This is a genomic window from Peptococcaceae bacterium 1198_IL3148 (genome assembly GCA_036763105.1).
GTDB lineage: Bacteria > Bacillota > Desulfotomaculia > Desulfotomaculales > Desulfohalotomaculaceae > JBAIYS01.
On the sequence record JBAIYS010000001.1, the window covers coordinates 191,907 to 218,078 of the forward strand.

Here is a 26,172-nt window from a genome sequence, read left to right on the forward strand (position 1 = left end):
TTAAGTGACTAAATTGTCATTTTGCAGTCACTGAAAAGTCATTTTAGGCAGATATACTGAAGCCATCAAATCATGTAGGTTTTACTATGGAAATACTCAAAATAGAACATCTGTCTAAAATTTATGGCCAAGGCGAAACAGCAGTAAAGGCCCTTGATGATGTCTCCTTTTCTGTGAACAAAGGTGAATTTATCGCCATTATCGGTCCCTCGGGGTCAGGAAAATCAACACTTTTGCACCTGCTTGGCGGTGTGGATAGACCTTCGAGCGGCAAGGTTTTTGTTGATAACACCGACATCTATCAACTTGATGAAACCCAACTGGCCATATTCCGGCGCAGACAAATTGGCTTGATTTATCAGTTTTACAACCTAATTCCGGTGCTAACGGTAGAAGAAAATATTACATTGCCCTTGTTGCTGGATGAACATCAGGTGGATAAAAAACAGTTTAACGACATCGTGAAGATATTAAATTTAGAAAATCGCTTGCACCATCTGCCCAATCAGCTTTCTGGCGGGCAACAACAACGGGTCTCCATTGGTAGAGCGCTAATCAGTAATCCTACCGTGATGCTGGCAGACGAGCCAACTGGGAATTTAGATAGCAAGAACAGTGGCGAAATCATCGACCTATTAAAAATGTTCAATAAAACCTACAATCAAACCTTGATGGTTATTACCCACGATGAGCGCATTGCCCTGCAAGCAGATCGGGTAATATCCATTGAAGATGGCAGGATTGCCAAAGATGAGGTGATTCGTCCATGAACATTGTCAACAAACTAACCATCAGACATTTAAAGCAAAACAAAAGGCGCACGTTGGTGACAATTATTGGTGTAATTATCTCCGTCGCCATGGTGACAGCGGTTACCACCCTTGGGGTGTCCTTTATGGAATTATTTCAAAGGCAGGTCATTGCCACTGAAGGAGAATGGCATGTTCTTTATAAGGATGTGAACAAAGATCAGCTTGAGGCCATTAAAAACGATGAGGCAACCAAAACCCTTGTGGTTTCCAAAGATCGTGGCTATGCCCTTTTAGAAGGGGGACAAAATGACTATAAACCATATTTGTTTATCAAGGAATATAATCCCCAGGGCTTTAAGCAGTTTCCCATTGAGTTAAGTAAAGGACGGCTACCGCAAGTGGCCAATGAAGTTGTACTCTCAGAAGAAATTACTGACAACGCCAAAGTAGAATACCAGATTGGTGATAGTATCCAACTTAATATTGGCCAACGATTGATCGCTGAAGGAGAAGCCAGTGGCAAAGTGCTGACCCAGTATGAGCCACTACAAACGATGGACGGTGAAAAAAACGAAACCATAAAAACCGACCAAACGGAAAACTACACAGTTGTCGGCATTATAAAGCGCCCCACTTGGGAACCGGCATGGGCGCCGGGATATACAGTCATTGGTTATATAGATGAAAGCATGGTTAGTACAAATAATACCGTCAATGCCACCGTTGTATTGAATAAAATCAACCGGTCATTATACGTCCATGCAGAAGAACTGGCTCAGCAAAACAACATCAAAAAAGTGGATTTTAATAATAGTTTACTGCGCTATTATGGTGTCACCGATAACGATAACTTGCATAGCACCCTCTACTCATTATCTGCCACCATTATGGCGGTCATTGTCATCGGTTCAGTTTCTTTAATTTATAACGCCTTTGCCATTTCGGTCTCAGAGCGTTCTCGTCATTTAGGCATGCTGGCCAGTGTTGGCGCTACCAAAAGGCAGAAGAGAAACTCAGTATTTTTTGAGGGTGCAATCATTGGTTTAATCAGCATCCCCCTTGGCATCATTTCCGGTCTGTTGGGAATTGGCATTACCTTTTGGTGCATTAATCCGATGATCCAAGGAATCTTTAGCGCAACTGAGAAGTTAACGGTATCCGTCACCCCAGCATCCATCTTGGTTGCCTGTACAGTTTCAATACTAACAATTTTTATTTCCACCTACCTGCCAGCCAAAAAAGCATCTAAGATCTCTGCCATTGATGCCATTCGGCAAACAACTGATGTTAAGCTTAGCTACAAAATTCAGATAGTTTATCTGGAATTGTCATTGATACCATCCCTTATAAAGATATGGCAACCAGAAAATATGTGGAAACCAAGACTATAAATACAGAAGTTGGTCAAAACATTGATTTGTTCTACACTGATTTGGAAACAGAAGAAGAGAGCTATTTGAATAAAATAAAAATTGCCGCCTTGACAGATCAGACTCCGATGGGTGTCTTCCCAACGGGGTTAGGTGGATTAAATATCATTGTCTCCCAACAGGTGATGGATCAATTGATTGGTGATAAAGAGGTTGCCAGCACCAATGTTCAAACCAAACTCTTTCTCAAAAGCAATGAACCATTAAAAACACAGCATCAAATTGAAGATATGAAAAATAACAATGTGTATGTTCACAATCTGTTCCAAGCTAGACAACAAGAAGAGCAGATAATCCTGCTAATGTCAGTGTTTACCTATGGCTTTATCGTGTTAATTACATTGATATCTATTGCCAACATTTTTAACACCGTCTCCACCAGCATTTCGCTACGCACACGGGAGTTTGCAATGCTGAAATCAGTCGGTGTGACACCAAAGGGCTTTAACAAAATGATCAACTATGAAAGTATTTTTTATGGCGTCAAAGCGTTGCTCTACGGGCTTCCAATCAGCATAGTTGTAATGTATCTAATCCACAGATCACTACAACACAGCTTTAGTTATGGATTTACACTACCATGGGCAAGCATTTTATACGTCATTGCCGCGGTGTTTATCATCGTTACCTCTGCAATGTTATACGCCAGCGCCAAGGTCAAAAAAGAAAACATTATCGATGCCCTAAAGCAGGAAAACATCTAGGTTGCAATTAAAAAACTCGGTCTTTAATAGATCGAGTTTTTTCGCTTCAGATATTGATTTGTTTTAGTAGTTCTTCACTGCTGGTAATCGGGGCTTGGCAGGCAAAGTCTTTACAAATATAGGCGGTTGTTTTACCGCCAACGGTATCTCGTCCCTTTAACAGAGGTAGTGCAATTTCAGCATTTTGGGGCTTATACACCAATGTTGCTTCGGGTATAAACTGAGTTTGGACAGTTTTTATCATTTGTTGAGTTTCATCGCTTTGCCGGTCTCCAATGATTACAATCTCTAAAGGGGATTCCTGATGAAGCAACCCCGCCATCACAAATAGCGAGTAACCCTTCGGGTATTTTTCCACCTCGCCGGCAAAGGCAATAATTTGCTCATCGGCATATTGTTGCCATCGTTCTTCTCCGGTAATCCGCGCTATACGAACTAAGTTTAATGCCGCCACTGAGTTTCCTGAGGGCATGGCACCGTCATATATTTCTTTAGGCCGGGTAATTAGTTGCTCGCCATCACTGCCATAAAAGAAGAAGCCGCCCTGTTGTTGATCCCAGAATAAATTAACCATATCATCAGTGAGTTTAAGAGACTTTTCAACGTATTCAAATTTAAAGGTGGCATTATACAACTCTAACAAACCCCAAGTTAAAAAAGCATAATCATCAAGGTAGGCCGGAAAGGCCGATTCACCTTCCCGGTGACGGGCCAGCAATCTATCCTGATCGTTAAAAAGCCTTTGGTAAATAAACTTAACCGCCCTTTCTGCTGCTTCACCATAACGTTGGTCTTGCAAGACTTGGGCCCCTTTAGCTAAGGCAGCAATCATTAAACCATTCCAAGCGGTGAGTATTTTATCATCCTTATATGGATGCACCCGCCGTTCCCGCTCGGCAAATAACTGCGGACGGCACTGCCGTTGCAGGCGAGCTAAGTTCTCATTACCGAGGTCAGCTTCAATTAAGTTGGGAATGCTTTTGCCTTCAAAATTACCCTTTTTAGTAATGTCATAAGCATTACAAAAATCCGCACCTTCTTTTTCTCCCAGAATGTTAACGATTTCTTGTGGCATCCAAACATAAAACTTTCCCTCTTCTCCTTCGCTATCGGCGTCTTCAGCCGAATAAAACCCACCTTCTGGGGAGGTCATATCCCTTAACACATACTCAAAGATGCTTTTAGCAACTTGGCGGTAAAGATCTTTCTGGGTAATCTGATAGGCCTCCAAATAAGCCATGGCCAGTAGTGCGTTGTCATAAAGCATTTTTTCAAAGTGAGGAACCAACCACTTATTGTCGGTGGAATAGCGCGAGAAACCAAAGCCGATGTGATCGTATATGCCCCCCCGGTACATTTGCTCCAACGTCCTTTCTACCATTGCCAACGCCTTTGGTTGCTGGTATTTTTTATAGTACCGCAAAAGAAACATTAGATTATGAGGAGTGGGAAACTTAGGGGCTGAACCAAAGCCGCCATAAACAGAGTCAAAATCTGCTTTAAAGGAAGCATAGGCTTTATGGCAGGTGTCATCGGTAAATTCACCTGAATCTGGAGTCCCTTGTTGATTCAAAGATGTAATTATCTGACTGGCCATCTCTCCCAAACCTTGGGGATCCTGCTGCCACTTAATTTGGATAGAATTTAACACATCCAACAGCCCGGGCATGCCATAGCGGGAATGTTTGGGAAAATATGTACCGGCAAAAAAGGGCTTTTTGTCTGGGGTCATGACAATTGTCAGCGGCCACCCTCCGTGCCCAGTTAGCCCTTGGCAAACAGTCATATATATTTGGTCAATATCTGGCCTTTCTTCCCGATCCACTTTAATGGCAATAAAATGCTGATTTAAAACAGCTGCCACTTCCTCATCCTCAAAGGATTCCCTTTCCATCACATGACACCAATGGCAGGTGGAGTAGCCAATGCTTAGAAATATTGGTTTACCCTCTGCCTTGGCTTTTTCAAAAGCTTCTAAACCCCACGGATACCAGTCTACAGGGTTATAAGCATGTTGTAATAAGTAAGGTGATTTTTCTTTTATAAGTCGATTTGCCTTTCTGGAATTAGTCATTTGAATACATCCTCTCATAACTTGATGACAGACTGATGACAAATACAGTTGTTTTGATGACTAAATGATGACGATTTTGGATGAGAAAAAAGGAGATAATTTTTATATCTATCTCCTTTGTATTTTCTAACGTATTTGACAAAATTATTTACTTATCTTCCCATGGATTTTTACAAGTTAGAACTTTTCTACTTATAAAGCTTATTAAAAAGGTCAGTGCTGTAATCTTTAATATCAGATATATTGAGCATACCGTGTTTAGATTTAACTTTATTAAAGTATTCAGCTATTAGTTCTTTGGCTATTATTCTATTTGAGCTTTCGTTGTCCCTTAAACCCATTCTAGTAACTCGCCATGGTTCTTCTGCATGAGTCATTTCTTCTAAAACCTTACCACTGTAACAGCCAAAATTTCTAATAATACTATCTAGAAGTTCCCTCTCCACAGTTGTTAATTTTATCTCCCCATATTCATAATCCTCTTCTTCAATCGGATTATAACCGCGATCTTTGTATTTAAAATAAACACTTCTAAATACAGGGCCATGCACCCAGGCTTCACAGTTATTGTGGAATAAATACTCCCCCGTAAAAGCTATATGAAACCCCTGGGCAAAATACAATTGCTTTTGTAGAGCTAACGGCGTTATATCAGCAGAGTTAGCCAGCAGATACCTTACGACGTAATCAATTTTTTCTTCCGGTTCTATAGTAGCATTTACTGCTATTTCGTCATTCTCTAAAGCATGAATTATCCGTCTGTACGCCACATCTGTAACCCTATCTTTATTTTGCTCCAATATTTCTTTCATATAGTTAGAGTCAATAAGAATTTTTTTTAACATATCGGAGTATTGCTTTGTAGGAATATCCCCATCCAGATACCTAGTTAAGGTGCCCTCCCCCCAACCTAACAATAAGGACAAGGGTCTTTTCCCCGCATCATACTTTTTTAATATCAGCTCAATCTCCGATACTGTAATCAACCCTTCGTTTTCTCTGTACGCTTTATCCAACATCGTTAAATTATAATCACGAATGTCAGCTACAAACATTTCACTCCCACACTCATTGCAGTAAGCCTCTTTACCCATATACTCAATATTTTTACCTTTGATGCTTTTTTGTTTTGGTATGTTTTTAATAGAGTATTCAGCCATTTCATGGCAGTTCTCACAAAACCCTAACATTAAATTACCTCCTTTTTACCCATAGTATTAAATCTGATTTCTATACAATCAAACTATTTAAATAGATATTTAATCGGCTTATTCCTTTTATGAAAAGAAACCACTATTATGAAGTTATCCCCACTTTTTGATTGGGTCATATTGATTTTAATATATATGTCAACAGATTCTAAAGTGCCCCAGTAATCTAACTCTTGGCACTTACAGAATATGTACAATTTCTCATGGGCAAATTCTTCTTTCTCATTATCAACAGCGTAACAAAAATCATCATATTGAATTCCTAATAATATTTCTTTTTCCTTTTTTGTATCAATTTTATAATCCTCAATAAAATCCATGTTTTCCTGTCTATTAGGCCCTTTGGAAATAATATATTTCCCGTCTAATATTGATTTTGGAATTTAGCAAGATATTCTTTTATCTCATCGGGGGCAATATCCGCATATTTACCTGTTTTGTTTGTATTGGAGTTCAAGTCCCGGTCACTCCTCTTTTTCTATTATATTAAAATTGTATACTAAATATACCAAGAATACAATATTAAGCGTACTAATAGATACATTTTATTTATTTTACGTATCATTAATTTAGTGTTTAACATTTTAGGCATAGAAAAAGCCCCGGAGGGAGGATATGCCTAAAACTGTAGGTATTCCAGTAATTACCGTATTGACCAATGGTGGATTGTTGTTTAACATAGTTAATATAATATTGATAATAATTATCATTTTCATAAATATGGTGCGGAGGGTGATATTTTCTTATGTCAGCGCTTACTGTTGAACAAATCGAGGTTGGTTATGGTGGTTCTTTAATCATCGACGGCTTGAGTGTTACCATTCCCGAAAATAAAATAACAACCATTATCGGACCCAATGGTTGTGGAAAATCAACATTATTAAAAACTGTTTCCAGACTATTAAAGGCCCGAAAGGGTACCGTGTACTTGGACGGAAAAGCCATACATCAAATGTCGACAAAGGAAGTTGCCAAGAAAATGGCCATTTTACCACAAACAGCAGAAACCCCTTCGGGACTAACTGTTTATGAGCTGATATCCTATGGGCGGTTTCCATATCAAAAGGGTTATGGCTCAATGAGCAAAGAGGATGTACAAGCTGTGCTTTGGGCAATGGAGGCAACGGGCTTAAATGAGCTTCGCGATCGTCCTGTGGCAGCCCTTTCCGGCGGTCAAAGGCAGCGGGTATGGATCGCCATGGCATTGGCCCAAGATACCGATATTTTAATATTGGACGAGCCCACAACATATTTAGATTTAGCACATCAACTGGACATATTAATGCTTCTAAAGCGTTTAAACGAGGAACAAGGCAAAACAATTGTGATGGTGTTGCATGATTTGAACCATGCCTCCCGCTTCTCAGACTATTTAATAGCCATGAGGGATGGCGCCATTGTAACTGAGGGTACACCAAATGAAGTGATGACCTGTGCAAATATGACTGCGGTTTTTGACATTCAAGCAGTGATAACGGATTGCCCCTTTAGCCACCATCCAATTTGCCTTACTTATCAATTAACTAAAGAAATTAACTAAGGTGAATTAACTGTGATTATTTCAAAGAAGGAATATTTAATGCCAGCTACTGAACATGAAGCTCATGAAAACGTTGAAATAGAGGCTAAATCTAAACCCGTTGCCGGTGTCACTGTACTAATTTTGGGCACCATGGCGCTGTTATTGTGCATCGGACTATCCATTTCTTTCGGTGCCGCGGATATTGATTTACTGACAGTGTGGTCTGCTGTTTTTTCTTTTAGTGGTGAGGTGACAGCTCACCAAATTATTCAAGAGATACGCCTGCCCCGGGTACTGGGTGCTGCCATTATCGGAGCTTGTTTTGCAGTGGCGGGAGCTATTATGCAAGGCATGACCCGAAATCCGCTGGCGGATTCTGGTCTATTGGGATTAAATGCAGGGGCCGCCTTTATGGTTGCCGTCAGCTTGGCTTTTTTCCCAGGTTTATCATACAAGTATTTAATGCTGTTTGCCTTTGTGGGAGCAGCAATCGGTACGGTGCTGGTTTTTGGCATTGGCTCGATGTCCCGGGCTGGTTTGACGCCAATGCGACTGGTTTTGGCAGGGGCGGCGGTCAGTGCGTTGCTGTCTTCGCTCAGCCAAAGCATCGCTCTTCATTTTGATTTAGCCCAGGATTTAGCCTTTTGGTTTGCTGGAGATGTATCGGGAACAACCTGGGATAATCTTAAATTGATGTTACCTTGGGTGGTGATTTCATTTATCGGGGCGCTTTTTTTATCTCGCTCCATTACATTGCTGAGCTTGGGGGATGAGGTGGCAATAGGGCTTGGCAAACGTCCAGGCTTAATAAAGCTTGCCGGCTCTCTATTGGTACTGATCTTAGCGGGAATTGCGGTATCCGTTGTGGGAGCGGTGAGCTTTGTGGGATTAATGATTCCTCATATTACCCGGTTTTTAGTTGGTCACGATTATCGTTGGATTATTCCTAACTCAATTGTGATTGGCAGTTTATTTATGGTGTTGGCTGATTTGTGTGCCCGGATGGTGAATCCACCAAATGAAACGCCCATCGGCGCACTGATTGCTTTAATCGGGGTGCCTTTCTTCCTTTACTTAGCAAGAAAAGGGGGGAGAGGATTCTAATGGAACATGTTTTACAATCAAAGGCACATAAATTTAGGCTGATCTTGGCATCATCTTTTGCTCTGCTGATATTTACATTTGTGTTCAGTATCAATACAGGGGCCAGCAGCATGTCCCCTGCCGAAGTAGTGCAAACCTTCTTAGGAAATGGGACCAACCAGCAAAATTTGATATTATATGAATTTCGTTTACCGCGCATTGTGTTGTCCGTCTTAGTGGGAATGGGATTGGCAGTATCCGGTTGCGTTTTACAAAGTGTGTCGCGAAATGCTTTGGCAGAGCCTGGAATTCTAGGCATCAATGCCGGTGCAGGCTTAGCCATTTTATTTTTTGTTACCCTTATACCTACAGGTGTTTTAAGCGCTGCCTATTTTGTTCCCCTGTTCGCGTTGAGCGGTGCCCTTTTGGCAGCAGTGGTTATTTATGTATTAGCATTTAAACGCCAAGAGGGCATTATGCCTACCAGATTAATTTTAACCGGGGTGGCAATTCAAGCGGGCATTAATGCCGCCATGATTGTGTTGACATTGCGTTTAACACCGGAACGCTATGAAACCGTTGCCCTATGGCTTGCGGGCTATATTGGCACGACTTCGTGGGATTATGTATTAGCTTTGTTGCCATGGATGATCATTATCTTGCCCTTTGTTTATTACAAGGTCAATGTTCTCAATCTCCTCAATTTAGGGGATCAGTTGGCGGTTGGTTTAGGTGTCGATCTGGAAAAAGAACGCAGACTTTTGTTGTTTGCTGCTGTTTGTTTGGCTGCAGCAAGTGTTTCGGTGAGCGGCAGCATTAGCTTCGTCGGTTTAATTGCCCCGCATTTAGCCCGACAGCTCATTGGTGGAAAACATCAATATTATCTACCGGTTGCTGCTCTATTAGGCGGCTTGTTAGTTCTGTTAGGGGATACCTTAGGCCGGGCACTCCTAGGGCCTACTGAAATTCCCGCCGGTATTGTGGTAGCAGTTATTGGTGCGCCGTATTTCTTATATTTACTGGCACGCTCTAAAGTCTAATCTACTAGGTTAATAACAAAATGAAGGAGAAATCGATATGTATAAGAAAAAACTTTTGACCACTTTTCTGGTGATGGCCCTTGCTTTTGTACTGGCTGCTTGTGGCTCATCTGGCTCAAGCGATAATAAAGACCAAACCGCCGCCAGTGAAACCAGGGTATTGGAAACCGTTAAAGGAGATGTGGAAATTCCAGTAGATCCGCAACGGATTGTAACAGATTACTATGCCGGGGAAGTATTAGCAGTTGCAGGTAATCTTGTGGGAGCAGATTCCGATGCCTTTACCCATCCATTTATTCAAGATCAACTGCAGAATGTAACAGACTTAGGTACACCGATGAACGTAGAAAAGATTGTTGAATTAGCACCGGATTTAATTATTACCATGTATGAAGATCATTATGAAGAATACTCCAAAATTGCCCCAACGCTTTATATTCCTTGGGATGCAACATCCGATATTAAGAGTGCACTAGAGTTATTTGGCGATATTACCGGCGATCCAGAAGCAGCAGCAGCCTTTGCAGCTGAATATGATCAAACCGTAGCCGATGCCAAAGAGCAGCTGAAAGATGTTGTGGATGAAAATACCACCGTAGGCATTTATGAATTAACAGCCGATGATAAACTATGGGTATTTGGCAAAAACTTTGGCCGTGGCGGACAGGTATTATACGATGCATTAGGCTTCAAAGCCCCTGAAAAAATTCAAAAAGACATTATGGAAGGCGATGGGTATTCCGAAATTTCCAAGGAAGTATTGGCTGAATATGCAGCAGACTACATGTTTATGACTGTGTACGATCCGGAAAATACCGGAACAGCAATGGCAAAATTACAAGACATGTCTATTTATAAAAATTTAGATGCGGTCAAAAATGATACTTTCTTTGTCAATGACTTTGACAAATTCTACCGCTACGACCCCATTGCCATTCGTGAACAAGTAAAATTATTTACCGCATTATTCTTAGAAAAAGCTGAGTAAAAAGCAATTACATGTGAAAAGGCACAATACTGCCTGAAGCGGCATTGTGTCTTTTGCTATTAACCATGCTCAGATTGACTTTTTCTAAAGGGCGTTCTATAATAGTCACTGTACTTTTAAACGATAAGGGGGATTATTAAAAAGTGACACACTCAATGAGACTACGTTTCCCAACTTTGAACTGTTAATTAAATACGTTCAAAGGCTCTGTTTGTGTATGTAGAGTAAACGGGATTAGTCTGTCCTTTTTTAATAATCTTCATTTCAAATATAAGTTGTGTAATGTGAAGGAAGGCGGATCATTCTGCCTTCCTTTATCTTTGTGTCATTCCCCCATTTTTAGTGAAGTGAGAGGTTTATTTGGTGACGGCAACCTTTATTAACCCAAGTCTAAAAAAATAGGCTATTTCCCCTTTACTCTAAGTCACAGACAGATTGTCTGTGATTTTTATGTGGGAGGTATTAGTAATAATGGAAAATAAACATTGGAAACGCAAATTATTTGCCATATATACAGGACAATTCTTTTCACTACTAAGTAGTGCCGCTGTTCAATTTAGTATTATCTGGTGGTTAACAGATACAACAGGTTCACCACTTATATTAACGCTGGCAGGATTGGCAGGATTTTTACCGCAAGCATTGATTGGACCATTGGCCGGAACGTTAACTGATCGTCACTCTCGTAAAGCCATGATGATTTTAGTAGATATTACTGTCGCGCTGGGGAGTTTACTGTTATTTATAACGATGTATTTTAGCGAGCCGAATATCGCATTAGTCCTACTCATTTTAGTTGTTCGTTCACTTGCAACCGCATTTCATATGCCGGCAATGCAAGCTTCAATACCATTACTTGCGCCGGAAGAGCATCTGACAAATGTTGCCGGATGGGGTCAGACGGTGAGTTCTATTTCCAATATTGCCGGGCCAGCAGTAGGTATGTCGTTACTTGCGGTTAGTTCGCTTGAATGGGTGTTATTGTTAGATGTTTTAGGGGCAGTTATTGCAAGCAGCGTTTTACTATTTATTCACATTCCAAGAGTATCCAGAACAGAGGAACAGTTTGCCAGCAACTTCATGGCAGAAATGAAAGCAGGATATCAGGCCATTGTAAAACATCCCATCGTTTTGAAGTTAACAATGGTCATGACCGTTGTAGCTCTTCTTTACATTCCACTGGGCACTTACTTTCCACTTATGACACGAAATCATTTTGAAAAAGGTGTTGTAGAAGCAGGGTTAGTTGAAATCGTCTTTGCCATTGGTTTAATAGCTGGGGGCTCGATAATAGGTGTATTAGGAGACCGCTTTGGTAAAGTAAAAACAATGGCCGTAGGAATGATGTTGATGGGTGTTGCTTTATTCGTTTCTGGGTTTCTTACACCATCGCTATTCTATGTATTTGTTGTACTGAGTAGCTTAGTGGGTTTATCTGGCCCAATATTTTCTGCACCATTTTATGCCTATATTCAAACAGAAATTGAGCCGCATTTACTGGGACGAGTATTTAGTTTTGTTACCAGTCTATCACTCCTTGCAACTCCAATTGGATACGCGATGGCCGGAATATTAATAGAGTTAACAAGCGTTTCAACTCTATTTTCGATAATAGGCGCTTTAATTATTCTAAATGGGTTTGTGGCTACCAAGACGAAATAGCATAGGAATCGATACCAGCTTGATAATTAGGCTGGTATCGATTCCCAGTTTTCTCTGTCCATGCTCTCTGGGTCTATTAAGGTTTGGACCTCCGCATAGTGCTGCAAGTGTTGCCACTCACGCTGGGTCAGGCTTAGCTGGTCGCGCGCAAAAAATATTTTAATGTTGACAATTATAGATTACAAGTGTAATCTATATATAGATTTACAAGTGTAATCTGAATAGACATTCTTGGAAGGAGGTGCGTTATTTAACCATTGGAGCATTAGTTTGTTTAAGACAGTTTTATGCGTGCGAAGCTTCTCAAAGCCTATCATTTATTAAAATTAAAGGAGGTCAAGCCCTTGAAAACAATTAAGCTACTGTTTCTATTGCTTGCACTTACAATAGTGGTTGGGTGCAGCCCCAACACAGAAAGTATAGCACAAGGTCCGCCCGAAAAACCTGTTCAGAATATCGTTGACCTATCCAAATCTTTCAAAGATATAACTGGTACCTTGGTGGTAAAGGATATTCAATCTGGTCAGTTGGATATATACAACGAGGTGAACGCTCAAAAAAGCTTTTCCCCGATGTCATCGTTTAAAATTATGAATTCTCTCGTCGCATTACAAAGCGGCGTCATACACAAGGATAATTCCACCAAAAAATGGGACGGGGCCCTCCATCCTATATCGACGTGGAACCAAGATCATGATTTACAATCTGCCTTTGCAAATTCCGTTGTTTGGTATTACCAAGAATTGGCTCCGGACATAGGCGCTGACACAATGAAAAAATACATAACTGAAAATGAATATGGTAATCAAGACATAAGTAAGGGTAATATTGACGATTTTTGGTTAGACCAGGGGTCTTTAAAAATCTCGGCCTTAGAACAGATCTCTTTTTTGGAAAAACTATGCACAAATAGCCTATCCTTTGACCAGCAGGTTCAGCAAGATGTTAAAGAGATTATGGTGATAAAAAAAATCGGCAACACTGAGTTTGCAGGCAAAACTGGTTCAAGCCAAAACGGATTTGGTTGGTTTGTAGGATATTTGAAAAACGGCGACCAAATCAAAGTGTTTGCTACTAATGTGGAAGGATTGGTAAACAAGGAGGACCCCCCAGCAGGCTTTGTGGCAAGAGACATCACAGTTGATGCTTTAAAGAGCTTGAAATATTTACCCGAGGAATTTTCCCTTAAATAAATTGAAAACCGTTTATGCTTAAGCATAACGGTTTTTTTGATTAGATGCTATAATATATTTTTGTCTTGGAGAATTTGCCTGCTTATGCTGGCTGCCATTTTTCCATCTGCGCTAAGGTTGCCCTGAATATGGGTGGCAAAAACAAACACGTCTTTGCCCTTTTCCACATATCCGATATACCAGCCAATTCCAATCTTGTCGTTAATAATTCCCGAACCGGTTTTCCCTGACAGCACCGCCCCCGGTTGTTCTGATATACGCATGGCTCTTTTAACCACATCAACGTTGCTTGGGGCAAAGGGTAATTTATATGTATACATATCTCTTAGAAATTCCACTTGTTCAATAGGACTGATTCGAAGAGAAGATTCAAGCCAAAACTCTTTTATACCACCTGAAATATCACAATTTCCATAATCTATTTGTTCAAAATACCTTTTGATTTCCTTTTCTCCTACCCTTGAGTCAACCTCCTGAAAGAACCAGTTAACCGATTTTCTAATAGCAGACACCAGAGAATGATCCTGATTCCAAGATTCAACAGGGTACAATGTCCCATCCCAGCTTATTACAGTTTTTTCGTTAATTACTCCGGTCTCAAGCCCAATTAATGAGCTGACAATTTTATAGGTTGAAAATGGGGAGAATCGCTTGCTGCTTGTTTCAGCATTATATATTTCATACCGGTCATCATTCAAATTGTATAACACAAAACTGCCGGCATAATCATGAAAGTACTGATCTAAACCGACAATTTTTACATCGCCGAGTTGTTTTATTTTAACGTTATGATACGAACTCGCCTCCTCAGCGTCCGAAAGGGTAATTAATGCCATAAGTAAAAAAATAACTGTCATAAGGAAATATCCTTGCTTGTCTGCCTGCTTATTAGAGGTAGCAATTCGGCTTATTCGCTCCTTAAACGGACTTCCTCCAAAAGAGCTTACCGGTATTAACGGTGACCAATAAGGAAACTTCTCCAGATAGGAAATCAGTGCCAAACCATAATCTCTGAATTCTTCCGTTCTCAAATGGGCTAAAACAGTGGCATCACAACAAACCTCTCTGTCTAACCGCAGACGATAAAACCCATACCAGATAAATGGATTAAACCAATGCATAATTTGCAAAATATACAGTAGCCAATTGACCCAAAGATCCTTTCTCTTAACATGAGCTAATTCATGTAAGAGGACATATCTCAATTCTGCCTGGGTTAAATTAGCCCTTGTCCCCAAAGGTAATACTATGTAAGGCTTTATAACACCGATTACCAGTGGTATCTTAGAAATGGTACCTTCTACAAGAATGACATTATCTTTACTATTTAATTCACTCTGACATTGTCTAAAAAGACCCAAAACAACAGGATCCTTTATTACTTTGCATTTCCTTAAACCTACTCTTATCCGTAAGTTAAGGTATGTCGTGTGGGCACAAAGTGCAAAAACCCCAAGTCCCCAAATTATCGTAAAGAGACCGAGGGGAGTCATTCCTCTCTCTACGGCTATGCTATGATGTTCCATTTCCTGAAAACTTTCCCTGTGACCGGGTTTGGTTTCTATTCCTAACAATTTTTGACCATCCTGTATATAATTTTCAACCGATTTAGGCTCAAATAAATGTAACAGGTTTAATATGCTAAGGGGGCTTTCAGGTGCAACAGGCAAGATGAGCCGAATAATTAGAAGAAACCATAATAGATAAGTCCATTTGGGCCCCAGTCTATTTTTAAAAATAGACCTGATGAATATAATTAGCCCAACCAGAATACTTCCCACCAAGGATGTCTTTAGCAGCCAAGGGATAAAAACTAAAAACCCCATTTAAAATACCCCCTCACTGCCCTTTTTTGTCCAAAATTTCTTTTAGCTCCTCAATTTCTTTTTGGGATAACTTGTGCTGCTCAAGAAAATTAACAAACATGACACTAAGTGCCCCATCATAGACTCTTTTTAAGAAGGAGCGATTTTCCGCCTTAATGCACTCCTCTTCGGAAACAAGGGGATAATAAACATAAGTTCTCCCCTCTTTTTGATAAGAGATTGCTCCTTTCTTTACCAACCTTCCTAGCAAGGTCTTGATGGTTTTGTCATTCCACGCTATAACCCCGTCTAGTTTTTTAATTACATCATTGGCTGTAGCGGGTGATTCAGACCAGATGACCTTCATAACCTGCCACTCAGCATCCGATATTTTTGGCAATTGTCTCATGGTACACCCCTCTAGTATTACAATTGTAATTCTTGGGTTTAATCATACTCTGTTTGTTCTGCCTTGTCAATGTAGTAAGGCCTAATTCCCTGGTTACCACCAGAGTAATGAGGTCATGAGGTCACAGGTATGTGAAAACAAAAAAGACATTAATCTGGTTATTTTTGATACCAATACATAATTGCGGAATAACTGCTAATAATAACTGTATCAAAACAATATATAGGAGTTGATTAGATATGGAACAAATGCAGCAGCCATCCCCCACCACCGACATAAATATGGCTATGACCAACCTAAAAAATTTTGGGGGCAATTTCAATCTCGATAAATCAGGATTTCAACCGAATACGCCCGGACATGACACCAATCACGAGATGATTCTACGTCAACAGCCAAGAACGGTAAAAAAAGTTGGTGCCGGTATCGGACTTCCCTATGAAACCAGATTGGAAATGGCGTTAATGTTAGACGACCATCAGTGTGCTCTACACGTGGCTATGCATCAGTACAACAAACACCATTGGATGAGCGAAGGTGCTGAAGCATTTTTAAGTTTGCACGAACTTCTGGCGGAGCATAGGGATAAAACCCAAGATCATATTGATAAAATCGGCGAGCGGGTTGCTCGCCTGGGAGGTGTACCCACCGCTCACCCGGTCACACAACATGAGCTATCCTATATTAAACATGAGGTGGAAGGCCGTTATACAATGCGGGACTTTATCCGCAATGACCTTGAACATGAACTAAAAATCCAAGAAATGTTACGCAAACAGATTACCCGTGCCCATGAACTTAAGGACTGGGGAACCATCGAAGTTTTGGAAGAGGTCCTTCTGGACCGAGAAGACCTGGGCTATCACCTTTACAGTGTACTTGAAGACGATACGTTGGTGCGGGGCATGAATCACTTACTAGATGGTAATATAGACATTGCCGGTGATCGGCCGATGGATCCAGCTACTAAGTTGCAATAACACCGAAGGAAGCCAACTCCATAAAAGATGAATTGGCTTCCTTCATTCATTTCCTCATTATTGCATTTTTTCTCCATTATCTATTACAATTTGAGCTTCGAACACATAGGCGTTATTCATCTGCAGCACATCCCTGAAGAAGCTTAAAGGAACATATGTTGTACCTTCCACCAGCGCTGGAGCAGTGCCTAATTGGATGGGGGTATTACCCATGTAAAGATAGTTGTCTTCCCCTACTTTTAGAGAAATGCCTTTATCCAGGATAATACTTTTTAACTGGTCATCCCATTGCACATCAAGTGCTAAGGCATCGGCGATGGCACGCAGTGGCACCATCACAGTGCCTTGCTCATTAGTATAAGCTGCCGGAGCTTCTATTTTCTCGTTATTCACAACCATTTCCATGGTGGAAACATCATAAAGCGGTGCAATGGCTTGTTCCCCATCTAATACAACCACTTTAGTGGGGGTTGTTTGGGCGGGAATACTTTTGGTGGCTACGTCATATATAACCACCAGTTTTTTGCTGGCCAACCGACCAGCAAAGGATTTGCCATCGGCGGAGATAACTTCTGTATCATTAGAAATATTTAGTTTTAATGTATGATCAGCACTAACCAGATTTTTATCAAAGATGTCAACTTTAATATTTTGGTCTTTGCTGTCAATAGCCACAACCTCAGCGCTGTATTGCACAGGGTAAATCATTATCATCGGTGCATTGCTGTCATAATATCCAGTGATTTCAGACCCTACAGCTATTTCAACGTCATTTAGAATATAGGTATCATCAGATACAATAATGTTTGCCTCTATCCCTTTTTCATTTTCTACCAACACAAGTTTGGAACCTGCCACACCTTCACGTTCGGTTACTTTTTTAACTGTGCCAGTAAAAGAGTTGAAGTGAGATTGTTCATTAATTTGTTTTACATCACTAACAATTGTCGTATCCCCAGTGTCAGCAGCGAAGGCTGTAACCGCTGGCAACGCCAACATAGTCACCAAAAGTCCGGCAAATATTTTTTTGAAATTCATAATGTAGATACCCCTTTTCAGTAGTTTTCACATATAAGACGGCTGAGCGCAACAAAAGGTTGCAATAACAATAACCAATGGTAACCGACATGATACATAAGCACCTAAAAATATAATGTTAAATAATAACAAATATTTAAAAAGGTTTTAGTGCATTACTGTAGAAATATACCATAATTTAACCTAATAGGTGTGATAATAACATGGAAATACTTTTCACAAACAACGATCTCTGCCGTAGATGCTATGCCTGTGTACGGGCTTGCCCAGTTAACGCCGTTACCTTTCAAAACGGCGTTGCTACCATTTCGAAAGTGGATTGCATTTTATGTGGCAATTGCGTTAGGGTTTGCTCCCAAGGGGCTAAAGTAGTATATAACGATATCCCCTTGGTAAAAGAGTGGTTAAACCGTGGCGAACAGATGGTGGCCATTATAGCGCCGTCCTTTGCCGCAACCTTTAACTGCAAACCCCGCCAACTGATCAGCGGATTGCGTCGGTTGGGCTTCACCTATATTTTTGAGGTGGCATATGGGGCCGAAATATGCGCCCATCAGTACCAACAATTGTTGGCAACCACTGATAAAAAAACGATAATTTCTACCCCTTGCCCAGCGGTTGTTTTAATGGTAGAAAAGCATTTTCCCCACCTAATTAATTTACTAGCACCAATCAAATCACCAATGATGATTACTGGTGACATTGCCAAGCATAAATATCCCAATTGTAACACAGTTTTTATTGGCCCCTGTATAGCTAAAAAAGCAGAAACGGTCACAGGTTATGCCGGAAACTCCATTGATGCGGTAATTACCTTTAAGCAGTTGAAAGAGTGGTTTAAACAAGTTGACTTAAACCTGCAGTCACTGCCGGAGGACGAAAGGGGCTGGGACACCCCCGGTGCCAATATTGCTAGACTATTCCCCTTGGCCGGTGGTTTACTAAAAACTTTGGACTTGCACCAAGATGTCAGTTCGTTGGCGGTGGTAGAGGCCAATGGCCCCGTTAAATGTAAAAGTATCTTAAAAAGTATTAGTTGCGGCTCGCTATCCCCAACTATTGCAGATCTTTTAGCCTGTGATGGCTGTACCTCTGGTGCAGAAATAGGTAGTGGCGAGCTTTGTTTTAATAAAAAGAAAAAAATCATTGACTATGCTGAAAAGGAAAGCAAAGATGGAGATTATCAGACCCCGTACCAATTTGCGCAACTGGAACCACACCTGGACTGTGGTCGCTACTTTACCAACAAGCAACCACGCATCAAAAAACTATTTAGCGAAGAGGAAATCTGGGAAGTTTTAAAACAAACTGGCAAAGAAACTAAAGAGGACCTATTAAATTGTGGTGCCTGTGGCTATGACACCTGTCGTGACAAGGCCATAGCGGTGTTAAAGGGTAAAGCGGAATTGCAAATGTGCCTGCCTTTTCTACTCAAGCAATTCCAAGATTTCAGCCGTAACATGACCACAATGTTTCTTCTGAACAGTTCTTTAGAATTAAAGGCAGCCACCGATTACCTCACCGGCTTGTACAATCACAGAACTTTTCAAGAAAAACTTACGGCTCAAATCCAGAGAGCTAAAGAACATCAAGATCAGTTTGCCCTTTATATCATCGATATCGATAATTTTAAACAAATTAACGACTTATATGGTCATCAAGCCGGAGACGAAGTACTGATTGAAATTGCCAACTTAATTCGAGATATTTTTGTCGAGGGATTTGTAGCCCGCTACGGTGGTGAAGAGTTTACCGCCATTTTACCGACAATTAGTTGTAAGCAGGAGGCGTTGGCTTATGGAACCCGCCTGGTGGAAGCTATTGGTAATAAGGAATTTAAAATACTTAGCAACGATTGCAACATTAAAGTTACCGCCTCTGTGGGCATATCTTGTTTCCCAAGTAACGCCGCCAACAAAGAAGACTTGATCAAACAGGCAGATTACTCAATGTATAAAGCAAAACAAACTAAAAACAATGTGGTTATGTATTGCACAGTGCTGGATGACTTGCAAAGCAATACCCGACATTATGATAACAATACCATTAGCACCATCAAAACTTTAAATATTGTCATTAATGCCAAAGATCAATACACCTATAAACACTCGGAACGAGTGGTGCAATATGCCGAAACATTGGGCAAAAAGCTAGGCTTGCCGGAAACAGAAATAAATTATTTAAAATACGGAGCCTTCCTCCATGATATCGGCAAAATAAAGGTGGACATGTCCATTCTGCTAAAGCCTGACAGGCTAACTGATAATGAATATGAAATTATCAAAAAGCACCCGTTAATCGGTGCTGACATTGCTAAGGAACTACCGACATTGCACAAATCAATTCCGGTAATTTTATATCATCACGAGCGTTATGATGGTAAAGGCTATCCCTACGGTTTAAAGGGTAAGGATATACCTCTTTTTGGTAGGATTGCCGCCATCGCCGACAGCTTTGATGCCATGACCACAGATCGACCCTACAAAAAGGCCCTCAGCTATCGGGCAGCCATGGACGAGTTAGTTAACAACGCCGGCACCCAGTTTGACCCGGAATTGATTGAATTATTTACCAAATGCATCTTCAACTAGCAATTTAGGATTTTAAATTGTGAATAGCTAATTTATTATTAAAGATAAAGGGCGCCAAAGGCGCCCTTCCTTCATTCAAAATTCATTTAAAATTCCTAATTCATAATTATAACCCAAGTATTTCCGCCACCGCCGCGTCTATTCCCGCAACAGTTGCCTTTTTGTTATGCCTCACCGGTTTTTGATCCAATTGGTTTAAACCAGCAGGTATTGACCAACCGCTGAATTTGGCCAGTTTATCCAACAGGGCAAACTCATTTTGATCAGCCAATTCCTCTGATCCCATCACCGCCTGGGCCACGCTGGTGTTAAACTTAAAGGGGCTGGCAGTGGAGGCGATAATGGTCTTTGTTGTGTCACCGGTTTCCCGCCGATAGTCGCAATATACTTTATATGCCACCGCAGTATGGGTATCCATCAAATAATGATATTGCTCCCACACTGTCTTGATAGTGGCCAGTGTTTCTTCATCGTTGGCATAGTGGGACCAAAAAAAGTTCTGTACCAACTTTTTAGTGGTGGCATCAACAGCATATTTCCCCTGTTGTTTCAATTGGTTCATCCATTCACTAACCTGACGGGCATTGCGTCCGGTCAATTCAAATAACAACCGCTCTAAGTTACTGGAAATCAAAATATCCATCGATGGAGATACCGTCTGCAAAAAGTCACGGTTGCGATCATAGCTACCGGTTTTTATAAAGTCCGTCAGCACATTGTTGGCATTGGCGGCACAGATTAGCTTGTTTATCGGTAAGCCCATTTGTTTAGCATAATACCCGGCCAGTATGTTGCCAAAATTGCCAGTGGGAACCACAAAGTTAACAGGCCGGCCCATTTCTAAGCGGTTATTTCTAACTAAGTTAAAGTATGCTGAAAAGTAATATACGATCTGGGGCAGCAATCGGCCCCAATTGATGGAATTGGCAGATGAAAAAGTATAGCTATTGGCTTTAATTCTTTGATTAAAGGCTGCGTCGCCAAAAATCCCTTTGACACCACTTTGGCAGTCGTCAAAATTGCCTTCCACTGCCACCACATTAACGTTATCACCCTCTTGGGTGAGCATTTGCAAACGTTGGACCTCACTGACACCGTTGTCTGGGAAAAAGACAATTACTTTAGTACCGGCCACATTTTTAAACCCTTCCAGTGCAGCCTTACCGGTGTCGCCGGAGGTGGCCACCAAAATAACTATCTCATCACTTTCCCCAGTCTTTTCAGCCGCCAACTTCAACAGATGCGGCAGTATTTGTAAAGCCATATCCTTAAAGGCACAGGTTGGGCCATGCCACAGTTCCAAAATATGTACATCATCATTCAACGACTGCACCGGCGCGATATCTTGATGATCAAATTTTTCATTATTATAGGCATTGTTTACGCATTGGTTTACTTCTTCAATAGTGTAATCAGTAAGATAGCGGGACAATATTTCACTGGCCAATTGGGGGTATGACAGGTTTACCAAACGCGGTAATTCGTCGGATATGATAGTAAACTGTTCCGGAACAAACAAACCGCCGTCCGAAGCAATACCTTGTTTAATTGCCTGGGCCGCGTTAACCGGTTGAGCCTGTCCCCTGGTGCTAAAGTATTGCATATCTGTTCCTCCGTATAAATGGTTTCTAATTAATTGAATCTTGAGTTGCTTGGGTAGCCTTTTTATCTGTGCTTCCCTGCGCATAGCAATTTCTTTGCTGTTATATGTTTCATAGTATACCAACTTCGCCGGCAGTCGGGAGCGCACATACTTGCTACCTCGACCCTGGTTGTGTTCGGCCAATCTGTGTTCAATATCAATCGTATAACCTGTATAAAGGGATCCATCGCGACACTGCAGCATATACACAAAATGATATCCTGAACAGGTTTTATTGCAATGCAAATCTTTCGCCGTTAACTTCATATGTAAATTTCATTTGCGCCGTTTTATTGACAATATGAACTGCCGAACAATACTTGTCCACAGATAGTTTCACTGCCCGTTCAACCTTATCTGGGGGTAAGTGTTCTCCCTTTAACTTGTACACCACATTTACCGTCTTGAAAACTTTGGGGTTGTCATCAACCCGCTCACCTTCAACTTCAATATTAAATTGCTCCACCTTAACTTTCATCTTATCTAAAATAGACACAATATCAATACCACTACAACCTGCCACCGACATCAAAATTAAGGACAGCGGGGTAGGCGCTGTATTATCTCCCCCGGCTGCCGTTGGGGCGTCCATCGTGATGGTGTGTCCACTTTCATCTGTGGCGGAAAACTTCATTTTCCCTTCCCATTCCACCGTTACCTTTGGCATGGTTATATACACCTCTATTTTATTAATTTCTATCCATTATACAATGCAGAGGCCCTGACAAACAAGGCAACCCATTAAGAAAACCACTATTAAGATAAAAACAGCCGGTATTTTAAAAAATACCGGCTGGTGATACTAAAAAACTTTAAAAATCAAAACAAACACCACCAACAACCCAATTCCCAAGCCCAACGAATATTTAATCAGTTTTTTCTCAACGGGTAACAAGTCATACCATTCATCTTGGTAACTGGCTTCGGCAGTGATTACCGGTTCCGATTGCTTGGTTTTAAGGTCGGCCATTTATATCAACTCCTTTTATCCAGTTTCTTTTATCAACCAACTACCGGCGGCATTACCCCATGGTAGAATAACCAGGAAATAAACAGACCGACCCAAAGAATGAAACAGAACAATGCCACTGCATAAACCGTTACAATCCGTCCCATCCCCGCCTGCCACAATTTGCGTACGTTGGTAATTAGACCAATGGAGAAGAAACACAGCGCAAATAAAATTGACCTAAAGGCGTTGGCACTGTTTACTCCCTTTTCTGCGCTTTCTACAATTCCCGGTTGGTTAATACCGGCAATTAACAGGATAAAGAATGCTAGTGCAAAACCAATGATAAATTTGGGGAAGCGATCCCAGATTTCTCTAGCTCTGACCTTGCCGCCAGTATTGGCGCCCTGGTTTTTATCAATGCGGAAAACTGACCATATAACTGCCAAAACAAAGGCCCACACACCGATGAAAATATCAATAAACACCTTGGTGGTGGTGGTAACCATCAGTATCCAGCCCTCTTCCCAATTAATGCCCAGTTCCTTTAATGCTTTGGCCCGGACTAAAGAATCGGTGATGGCTCCGGAGGCAATGGCGCCGCCATCACTTTTTACTGCCAAACCCATCCAAGCCCCTGCCACCATTGGATCTTGGTATAACAAAGCCGTTGCCAACCAAGGCAGAAAGAGCAATTCAATAGCAACAAATACAATAATTACCGCCGACAATATCACCGGTACTATGGGACGGGCACGAATGGCACTGCCAGTGGCAATGGCCGCTGAAACACCACAAATGGAAATACCCGATGCCAATGGTGCAGCCCACTCCGGTGTAAATTTAAAGTATTTACGGGCAATGAAATAAACCACCGGCCAGTAAATTAAATAAGCTTCCACCACTGCACAGAGACCCCGCACAATTACTGTGGTGGCCAATCCCATGGCACCAATGGTTTTAATGGCAATGGAAGCACCAAGAATAACAATACCGGTTTTAATAAACCATTCCGGTTTGGCGGCCTCCTTTAGGAAGTTAGCAAACCCCAAAAAGAAGTTTCCAATAATTAGGCCCACCACCATGGCTATCACATAGCCCATTTCGCCTAAACCTAAGGCCCAGGGGATGCCAAACTTATCAAGTTTATCTGGGGTGGCACCAATATAGGCAATTTGACCAACCACTACACAGGTCATGGTGATGAAAAATATAATGGTAAATCCAGCTATATACTTTTTGGTGTTACCCCCCATCACTGTTGCCCCAATGGTGGTTATTGCCAGTAAAAATAGATAAGTTAATAATAACGATTGCACACCTGACAAATTACCATAGGCATCAGAAACAGGTTTTAAAGCATCCGATAAGTTAATCCAAACACTACTCTTAACCGCCCAGCCCAACAGGTCCAGGCCAAAGATAGGTCCCAGCCCCAAGGCGAAGATTAACAAACCTAGCCAGGCCGCCCACCAGTCCTCATCCTTAATCATAGGTTTGCGATCATAGGAAATGTTTTCGGCACTCATTTTTATCCCCCCTTTTAATTAACTAATTATTACACTGTCAGGCGCACTTAATCATTTACCACCTCCTTTATATACATATAATTAAAATTTTAATAAATAGAACCTTGATTAAATATTCCCAATATTCTTATATTTGTTCGGAAATTTATTTTGATAAATACAAAGGGCACCCCAAAAGGGGTACCCCACATTACAACAATAGTGTATTTATTTAAGATTTGTGTCTCTAATCAACACCGGAGTAAATTTTACATAGTCCGCACTAACCAAGTGAAAATTTATGCCCCAAGCCGTATCCGGCAGCCGAAACCGTTGGGCTCGGGAGTGTAAATGTCCGTAGATCACTGTGCTCACGTTATACTTTTTCATTACTTCAATAAAGCCGGAAGGTTCGTGTTTCTCATTGGTGGGCATATAATGCATCATGACAATTATTTCATCAACCGCCTGTTTAACACTGCTGAGGGAGTTTTCCAAACGAATAATTTCCCGTTGATAAATTTTTTCGTCATGTTCTTTAAAACCACCGCCATTGTTGGGGCACACCCAGCCCCGGGTGCCGCAAATGGCAATGTTACCCACCATAACATGGTCGTTTTGGATGCCCTGCATATTGGCTGGCATGGCTTTACGCACCTTGCTGATACTCTGCCACCAGTAATCATGATTGCCCTGCACCGCAATAATTGTCCCCGGGAGACTGCCTAAGTAATGCATATCGTGAACGGCCTCTTCTAACTTTAAAGCCCAGGAAATATCCCCTGGCATTAAAACCACATCGCCATCCTTAACCATTTCATGCCAATTATAGTAAAGTTGTTTGTAATGCTGTTTCCATCTGGAACTACACACATCCATTGGCTTATGATCCACCACTGCATCCCAGTTATTAGGATCAACCGGTTCCAAAAAAGATAAGTGAACATCACTGATGGCATATATTTTCACGCTTACCACCCCCAGGACTTAAACTTATCATAAACTTAACATTTCATTACTGTCAATAATTTAAAACTTATAACCCAAAAAACATCGGGGTGATATATTCTTCTTCAAAGTAAAGATAACGGTCACCGGTGCGTAATGATTTCAGCGGCTCGGTGGATTTGTTACTAGAACCGCTTTTTTGCAAAATATAGTTCCTAAATTCACTTATTTCGGTTTTAAAAAGTCCCTGATAGTCACCAGGAATTTCATTTAAGTACTCCAGTACCGGCGCATAATGCTGTTTTTTTAAGTCTACATGATCAATTAAGTCCAGTTTAATATTAGCCCAGACATACCTTTTTAAAACCTCTGAATCCTTATAATTGTGAACTATCTTTAGCGCATGTTCTGCTTGATACCATTTCTGATCATTAATTAATTCCACCGCACTTTGATACCTTTTTTCCAACATCACCGATGTGCTATAAAATATAACCACAATACAAACCACTATGGCCATTAACGTCGTTGCCGAAAGTATCGCGCCCTCTGTAATTTTGAACCGCTTACTGTATGAAATCGTACACACCCCCTAAATAATTGTATGACTTTATATTGTTGTAAATTTTACCACTCAATACCT

General features: G+C 41.0%; 23 protein-coding genes. 11 read left to right on the forward strand and 12 right to left on the reverse strand.

All coding sequences use genetic code 11. The annotated features are described in order from the left end of the window. Positions 1-86 precede the first annotated feature (86 nt). From V6C27_01035 to V6C27_01045, 3 genes are read left to right on the forward strand one after another with little or no spacing between them, the layout of a single operon-like run. Positions 87-770 carry an ABC transporter ATP-binding protein gene (locus V6C27_01035; protein ID MEG6615010.1) on the forward strand — a complete coding sequence of 228 codons (684 nt, stop codon included), beginning with the start codon at positions 87-89 and terminating at the stop codon, positions 768-770. After that, positions 767-2,143, forward strand: coding sequence for an FtsX-like permease family protein (locus tag V6C27_01040; protein ID MEG6615011.1), 1,377 nt, complete (start codon positions 767-769; stop codon positions 2,141-2,143). Before V6C27_01035 ends, V6C27_01040 begins: the two co-directional genes overlap by 4 nt. After that, positions 2,107-2,886 carry an ABC transporter permease gene (locus V6C27_01045; protein ID MEG6615012.1) on the forward strand — a complete coding sequence of 260 codons (780 nt, stop codon included), beginning with the start codon at positions 2,107-2,109 and terminating at the stop codon, positions 2,884-2,886. Before V6C27_01040 ends, V6C27_01045 begins: the two co-directional genes overlap by 37 nt. A gap of 46 nt (positions 2,887-2,932) precedes the next feature. Here V6C27_01045 and V6C27_01050 read toward each other — a convergent pair whose 3' ends face one another. The 3 genes from V6C27_01050 to V6C27_01060 all read right to left on the reverse strand — a co-directional run bounded on the left by V6C27_01050 (position 2,933) and on the right by V6C27_01060 (position 6,491). Next, on the reverse strand, positions 2,933-4,960 hold the full coding sequence (locus V6C27_01050; protein MEG6615013.1) for a thioredoxin domain-containing protein: 2,028 nt from the start codon (positions 4,958-4,960) through the stop codon (positions 2,933-2,935). 188 nt (positions 4,961-5,148) lie between these two features. Further along, complete coding sequence (locus tag V6C27_01055) at positions 5,149-6,150, reverse strand: type II toxin-antitoxin system antitoxin SocA domain-containing protein (GenBank protein ID MEG6615014.1); 1,002 nt, start codon at positions 6,148-6,150, stop codon at positions 5,149-5,151. Between the two features lie 53 nt (positions 6,151-6,203). Beyond that, the gene (locus V6C27_01060) at positions 6,204-6,491 is read right to left on the reverse strand and encodes a hypothetical protein (GenBank protein ID MEG6615015.1); all 288 of its coding nucleotides are present in this window, start codon (positions 6,489-6,491) and stop codon (positions 6,204-6,206) included. A 425-nt stretch (positions 6,492-6,916) separates the two neighbouring features. Between V6C27_01060 and V6C27_01065 the strand changes: the two genes are divergently transcribed. The 6 genes from V6C27_01065 (at position 6,917) to V6C27_01090 (ending at position 13,659) form a co-directional block, all read left to right on the forward strand. Next, positions 6,917-7,711, forward strand: coding sequence for an ABC transporter ATP-binding protein (locus V6C27_01065; GenBank protein MEG6615016.1), 795 nt, complete (start codon positions 6,917-6,919; stop codon positions 7,709-7,711). Between the two features lie 12 nt (positions 7,712-7,723). Next, positions 7,724-8,797 carry an iron ABC transporter permease gene (locus V6C27_01070; protein MEG6615017.1) on the forward strand — a complete coding sequence of 358 codons (1,074 nt, stop codon included), beginning with the start codon at positions 7,724-7,726 and terminating at the stop codon, positions 8,795-8,797. Next, a complete protein-coding gene (locus V6C27_01075) occupies positions 8,797-9,816 on the forward strand; it encodes an iron ABC transporter permease (GenBank protein MEG6615018.1) in 1,020 nt (339 codons plus the stop codon). The genes V6C27_01070 and V6C27_01075 overlap by 1 nt, the downstream gene beginning before the upstream one ends. Positions 9,817-9,871: 55 nt before the next feature. After that, positions 9,872-10,804, forward strand: a complete 933-nt coding sequence (locus V6C27_01080; protein MEG6615019.1) for an ABC transporter substrate-binding protein — start codon at positions 9,872-9,874, stop codon at positions 10,802-10,804. 471 nt (positions 10,805-11,275) lie between these two features. After that, complete coding sequence (locus V6C27_01085; protein ID MEG6615020.1) at positions 11,276-12,466, forward strand: MFS transporter; 1,191 nt, start codon at positions 11,276-11,278, stop codon at positions 12,464-12,466. A 344-nt stretch (positions 12,467-12,810) separates the two neighbouring features. Continuing rightward, entirely contained in the window at positions 12,811-13,659 is an 849-nt protein-coding gene (locus V6C27_01090) for a penicillin-binding transpeptidase domain-containing protein (GenBank protein MEG6615021.1), read from the forward strand. Between the two features lie 47 nt (positions 13,660-13,706). Here V6C27_01090 and V6C27_01095 read toward each other — a convergent pair whose 3' ends face one another. Further along, positions 13,707-15,485 carry a BlaR1 family beta-lactam sensor/signal transducer gene (locus V6C27_01095; protein ID MEG6615022.1) on the reverse strand — a complete coding sequence of 593 codons (1,779 nt, stop codon included), beginning with the start codon at positions 15,483-15,485 and terminating at the stop codon, positions 13,707-13,709. 13 nt (positions 15,486-15,498) lie between these two features. After that, positions 15,499-15,873, reverse strand: coding sequence for a BlaI/MecI/CopY family transcriptional regulator (locus tag V6C27_01100; protein ID MEG6615023.1), 375 nt, complete (start codon positions 15,871-15,873; stop codon positions 15,499-15,501). 239 nt (positions 15,874-16,112) lie between these two features. Between V6C27_01100 and V6C27_01105 the strand changes: the two genes are divergently transcribed. Continuing rightward, complete coding sequence (locus tag V6C27_01105; GenBank protein ID MEG6615024.1) at positions 16,113-16,853, forward strand: ferritin-like domain-containing protein; 741 nt, start codon at positions 16,113-16,115, stop codon at positions 16,851-16,853. A 57-nt stretch (positions 16,854-16,910) separates the two neighbouring features. On the opposite strand, the gene V6C27_01110 is transcribed toward V6C27_01105, so the two are convergent. Continuing rightward, entirely contained in the window at positions 16,911-17,891 is a 981-nt protein-coding gene (locus tag V6C27_01110) for a copper amine oxidase N-terminal domain-containing protein (protein ID MEG6615025.1), read from the reverse strand. A 203-nt stretch (positions 17,892-18,094) separates the two neighbouring features. On the opposite strand from V6C27_01110, the gene V6C27_01115 reads away from it, so the two are divergent. Further along, on the forward strand, positions 18,095-20,482 hold the full coding sequence (locus V6C27_01115) for a diguanylate cyclase (protein ID MEG6615026.1): 2,388 nt from the start codon (positions 18,095-18,097) through the stop codon (positions 20,480-20,482). A 106-nt stretch (positions 20,483-20,588) separates the two neighbouring features. Here V6C27_01115 and thrC read toward each other — a convergent pair whose 3' ends face one another. The 6 genes from thrC to V6C27_01145 form a co-directional block, all read right to left on the reverse strand. Further along, entirely contained in the window at positions 20,589-22,334 is a 1,746-nt protein-coding gene (gene thrC / locus V6C27_01120) for a threonine synthase (protein MEG6615027.1), read from the reverse strand. 22 nt (positions 22,335-22,356) lie between these two features. Next, entirely contained in the window at positions 22,357-22,791 is a 435-nt protein-coding gene (locus V6C27_01125) for an OsmC family protein (GenBank protein MEG6615028.1), read from the reverse strand. A 135-nt stretch (positions 22,792-22,926) separates the two neighbouring features. Then, positions 22,927-23,094, reverse strand: coding sequence for a hypothetical protein (locus V6C27_01130; GenBank protein ID MEG6615029.1), 168 nt, complete (start codon positions 23,092-23,094; stop codon positions 22,927-22,929). A gap of 32 nt (positions 23,095-23,126) precedes the next feature. Next, positions 23,127-24,602, reverse strand: a complete 1,476-nt coding sequence (locus tag V6C27_01135) for a putative sulfate exporter family transporter (GenBank protein ID MEG6615030.1) — start codon at positions 24,600-24,602, stop codon at positions 23,127-23,129. Positions 24,603-24,809: 207 nt separating this feature from the next. Next, positions 24,810-25,550: a metallophosphoesterase gene (locus tag V6C27_01140; protein ID MEG6615031.1), complete on the reverse strand. Its 741-nt coding sequence runs from the start codon at positions 25,548-25,550 to the stop codon at positions 24,810-24,812. 67 nt (positions 25,551-25,617) lie between these two features. Further along, positions 25,618-26,049 (reverse strand): hypothetical protein, encoded by a 432-nt coding sequence (locus tag V6C27_01145; GenBank protein MEG6615032.1) that lies wholly within the window; start codon positions 26,047-26,049, stop codon positions 25,618-25,620. Positions 26,050-26,172 lie beyond the last annotated feature (123 nt).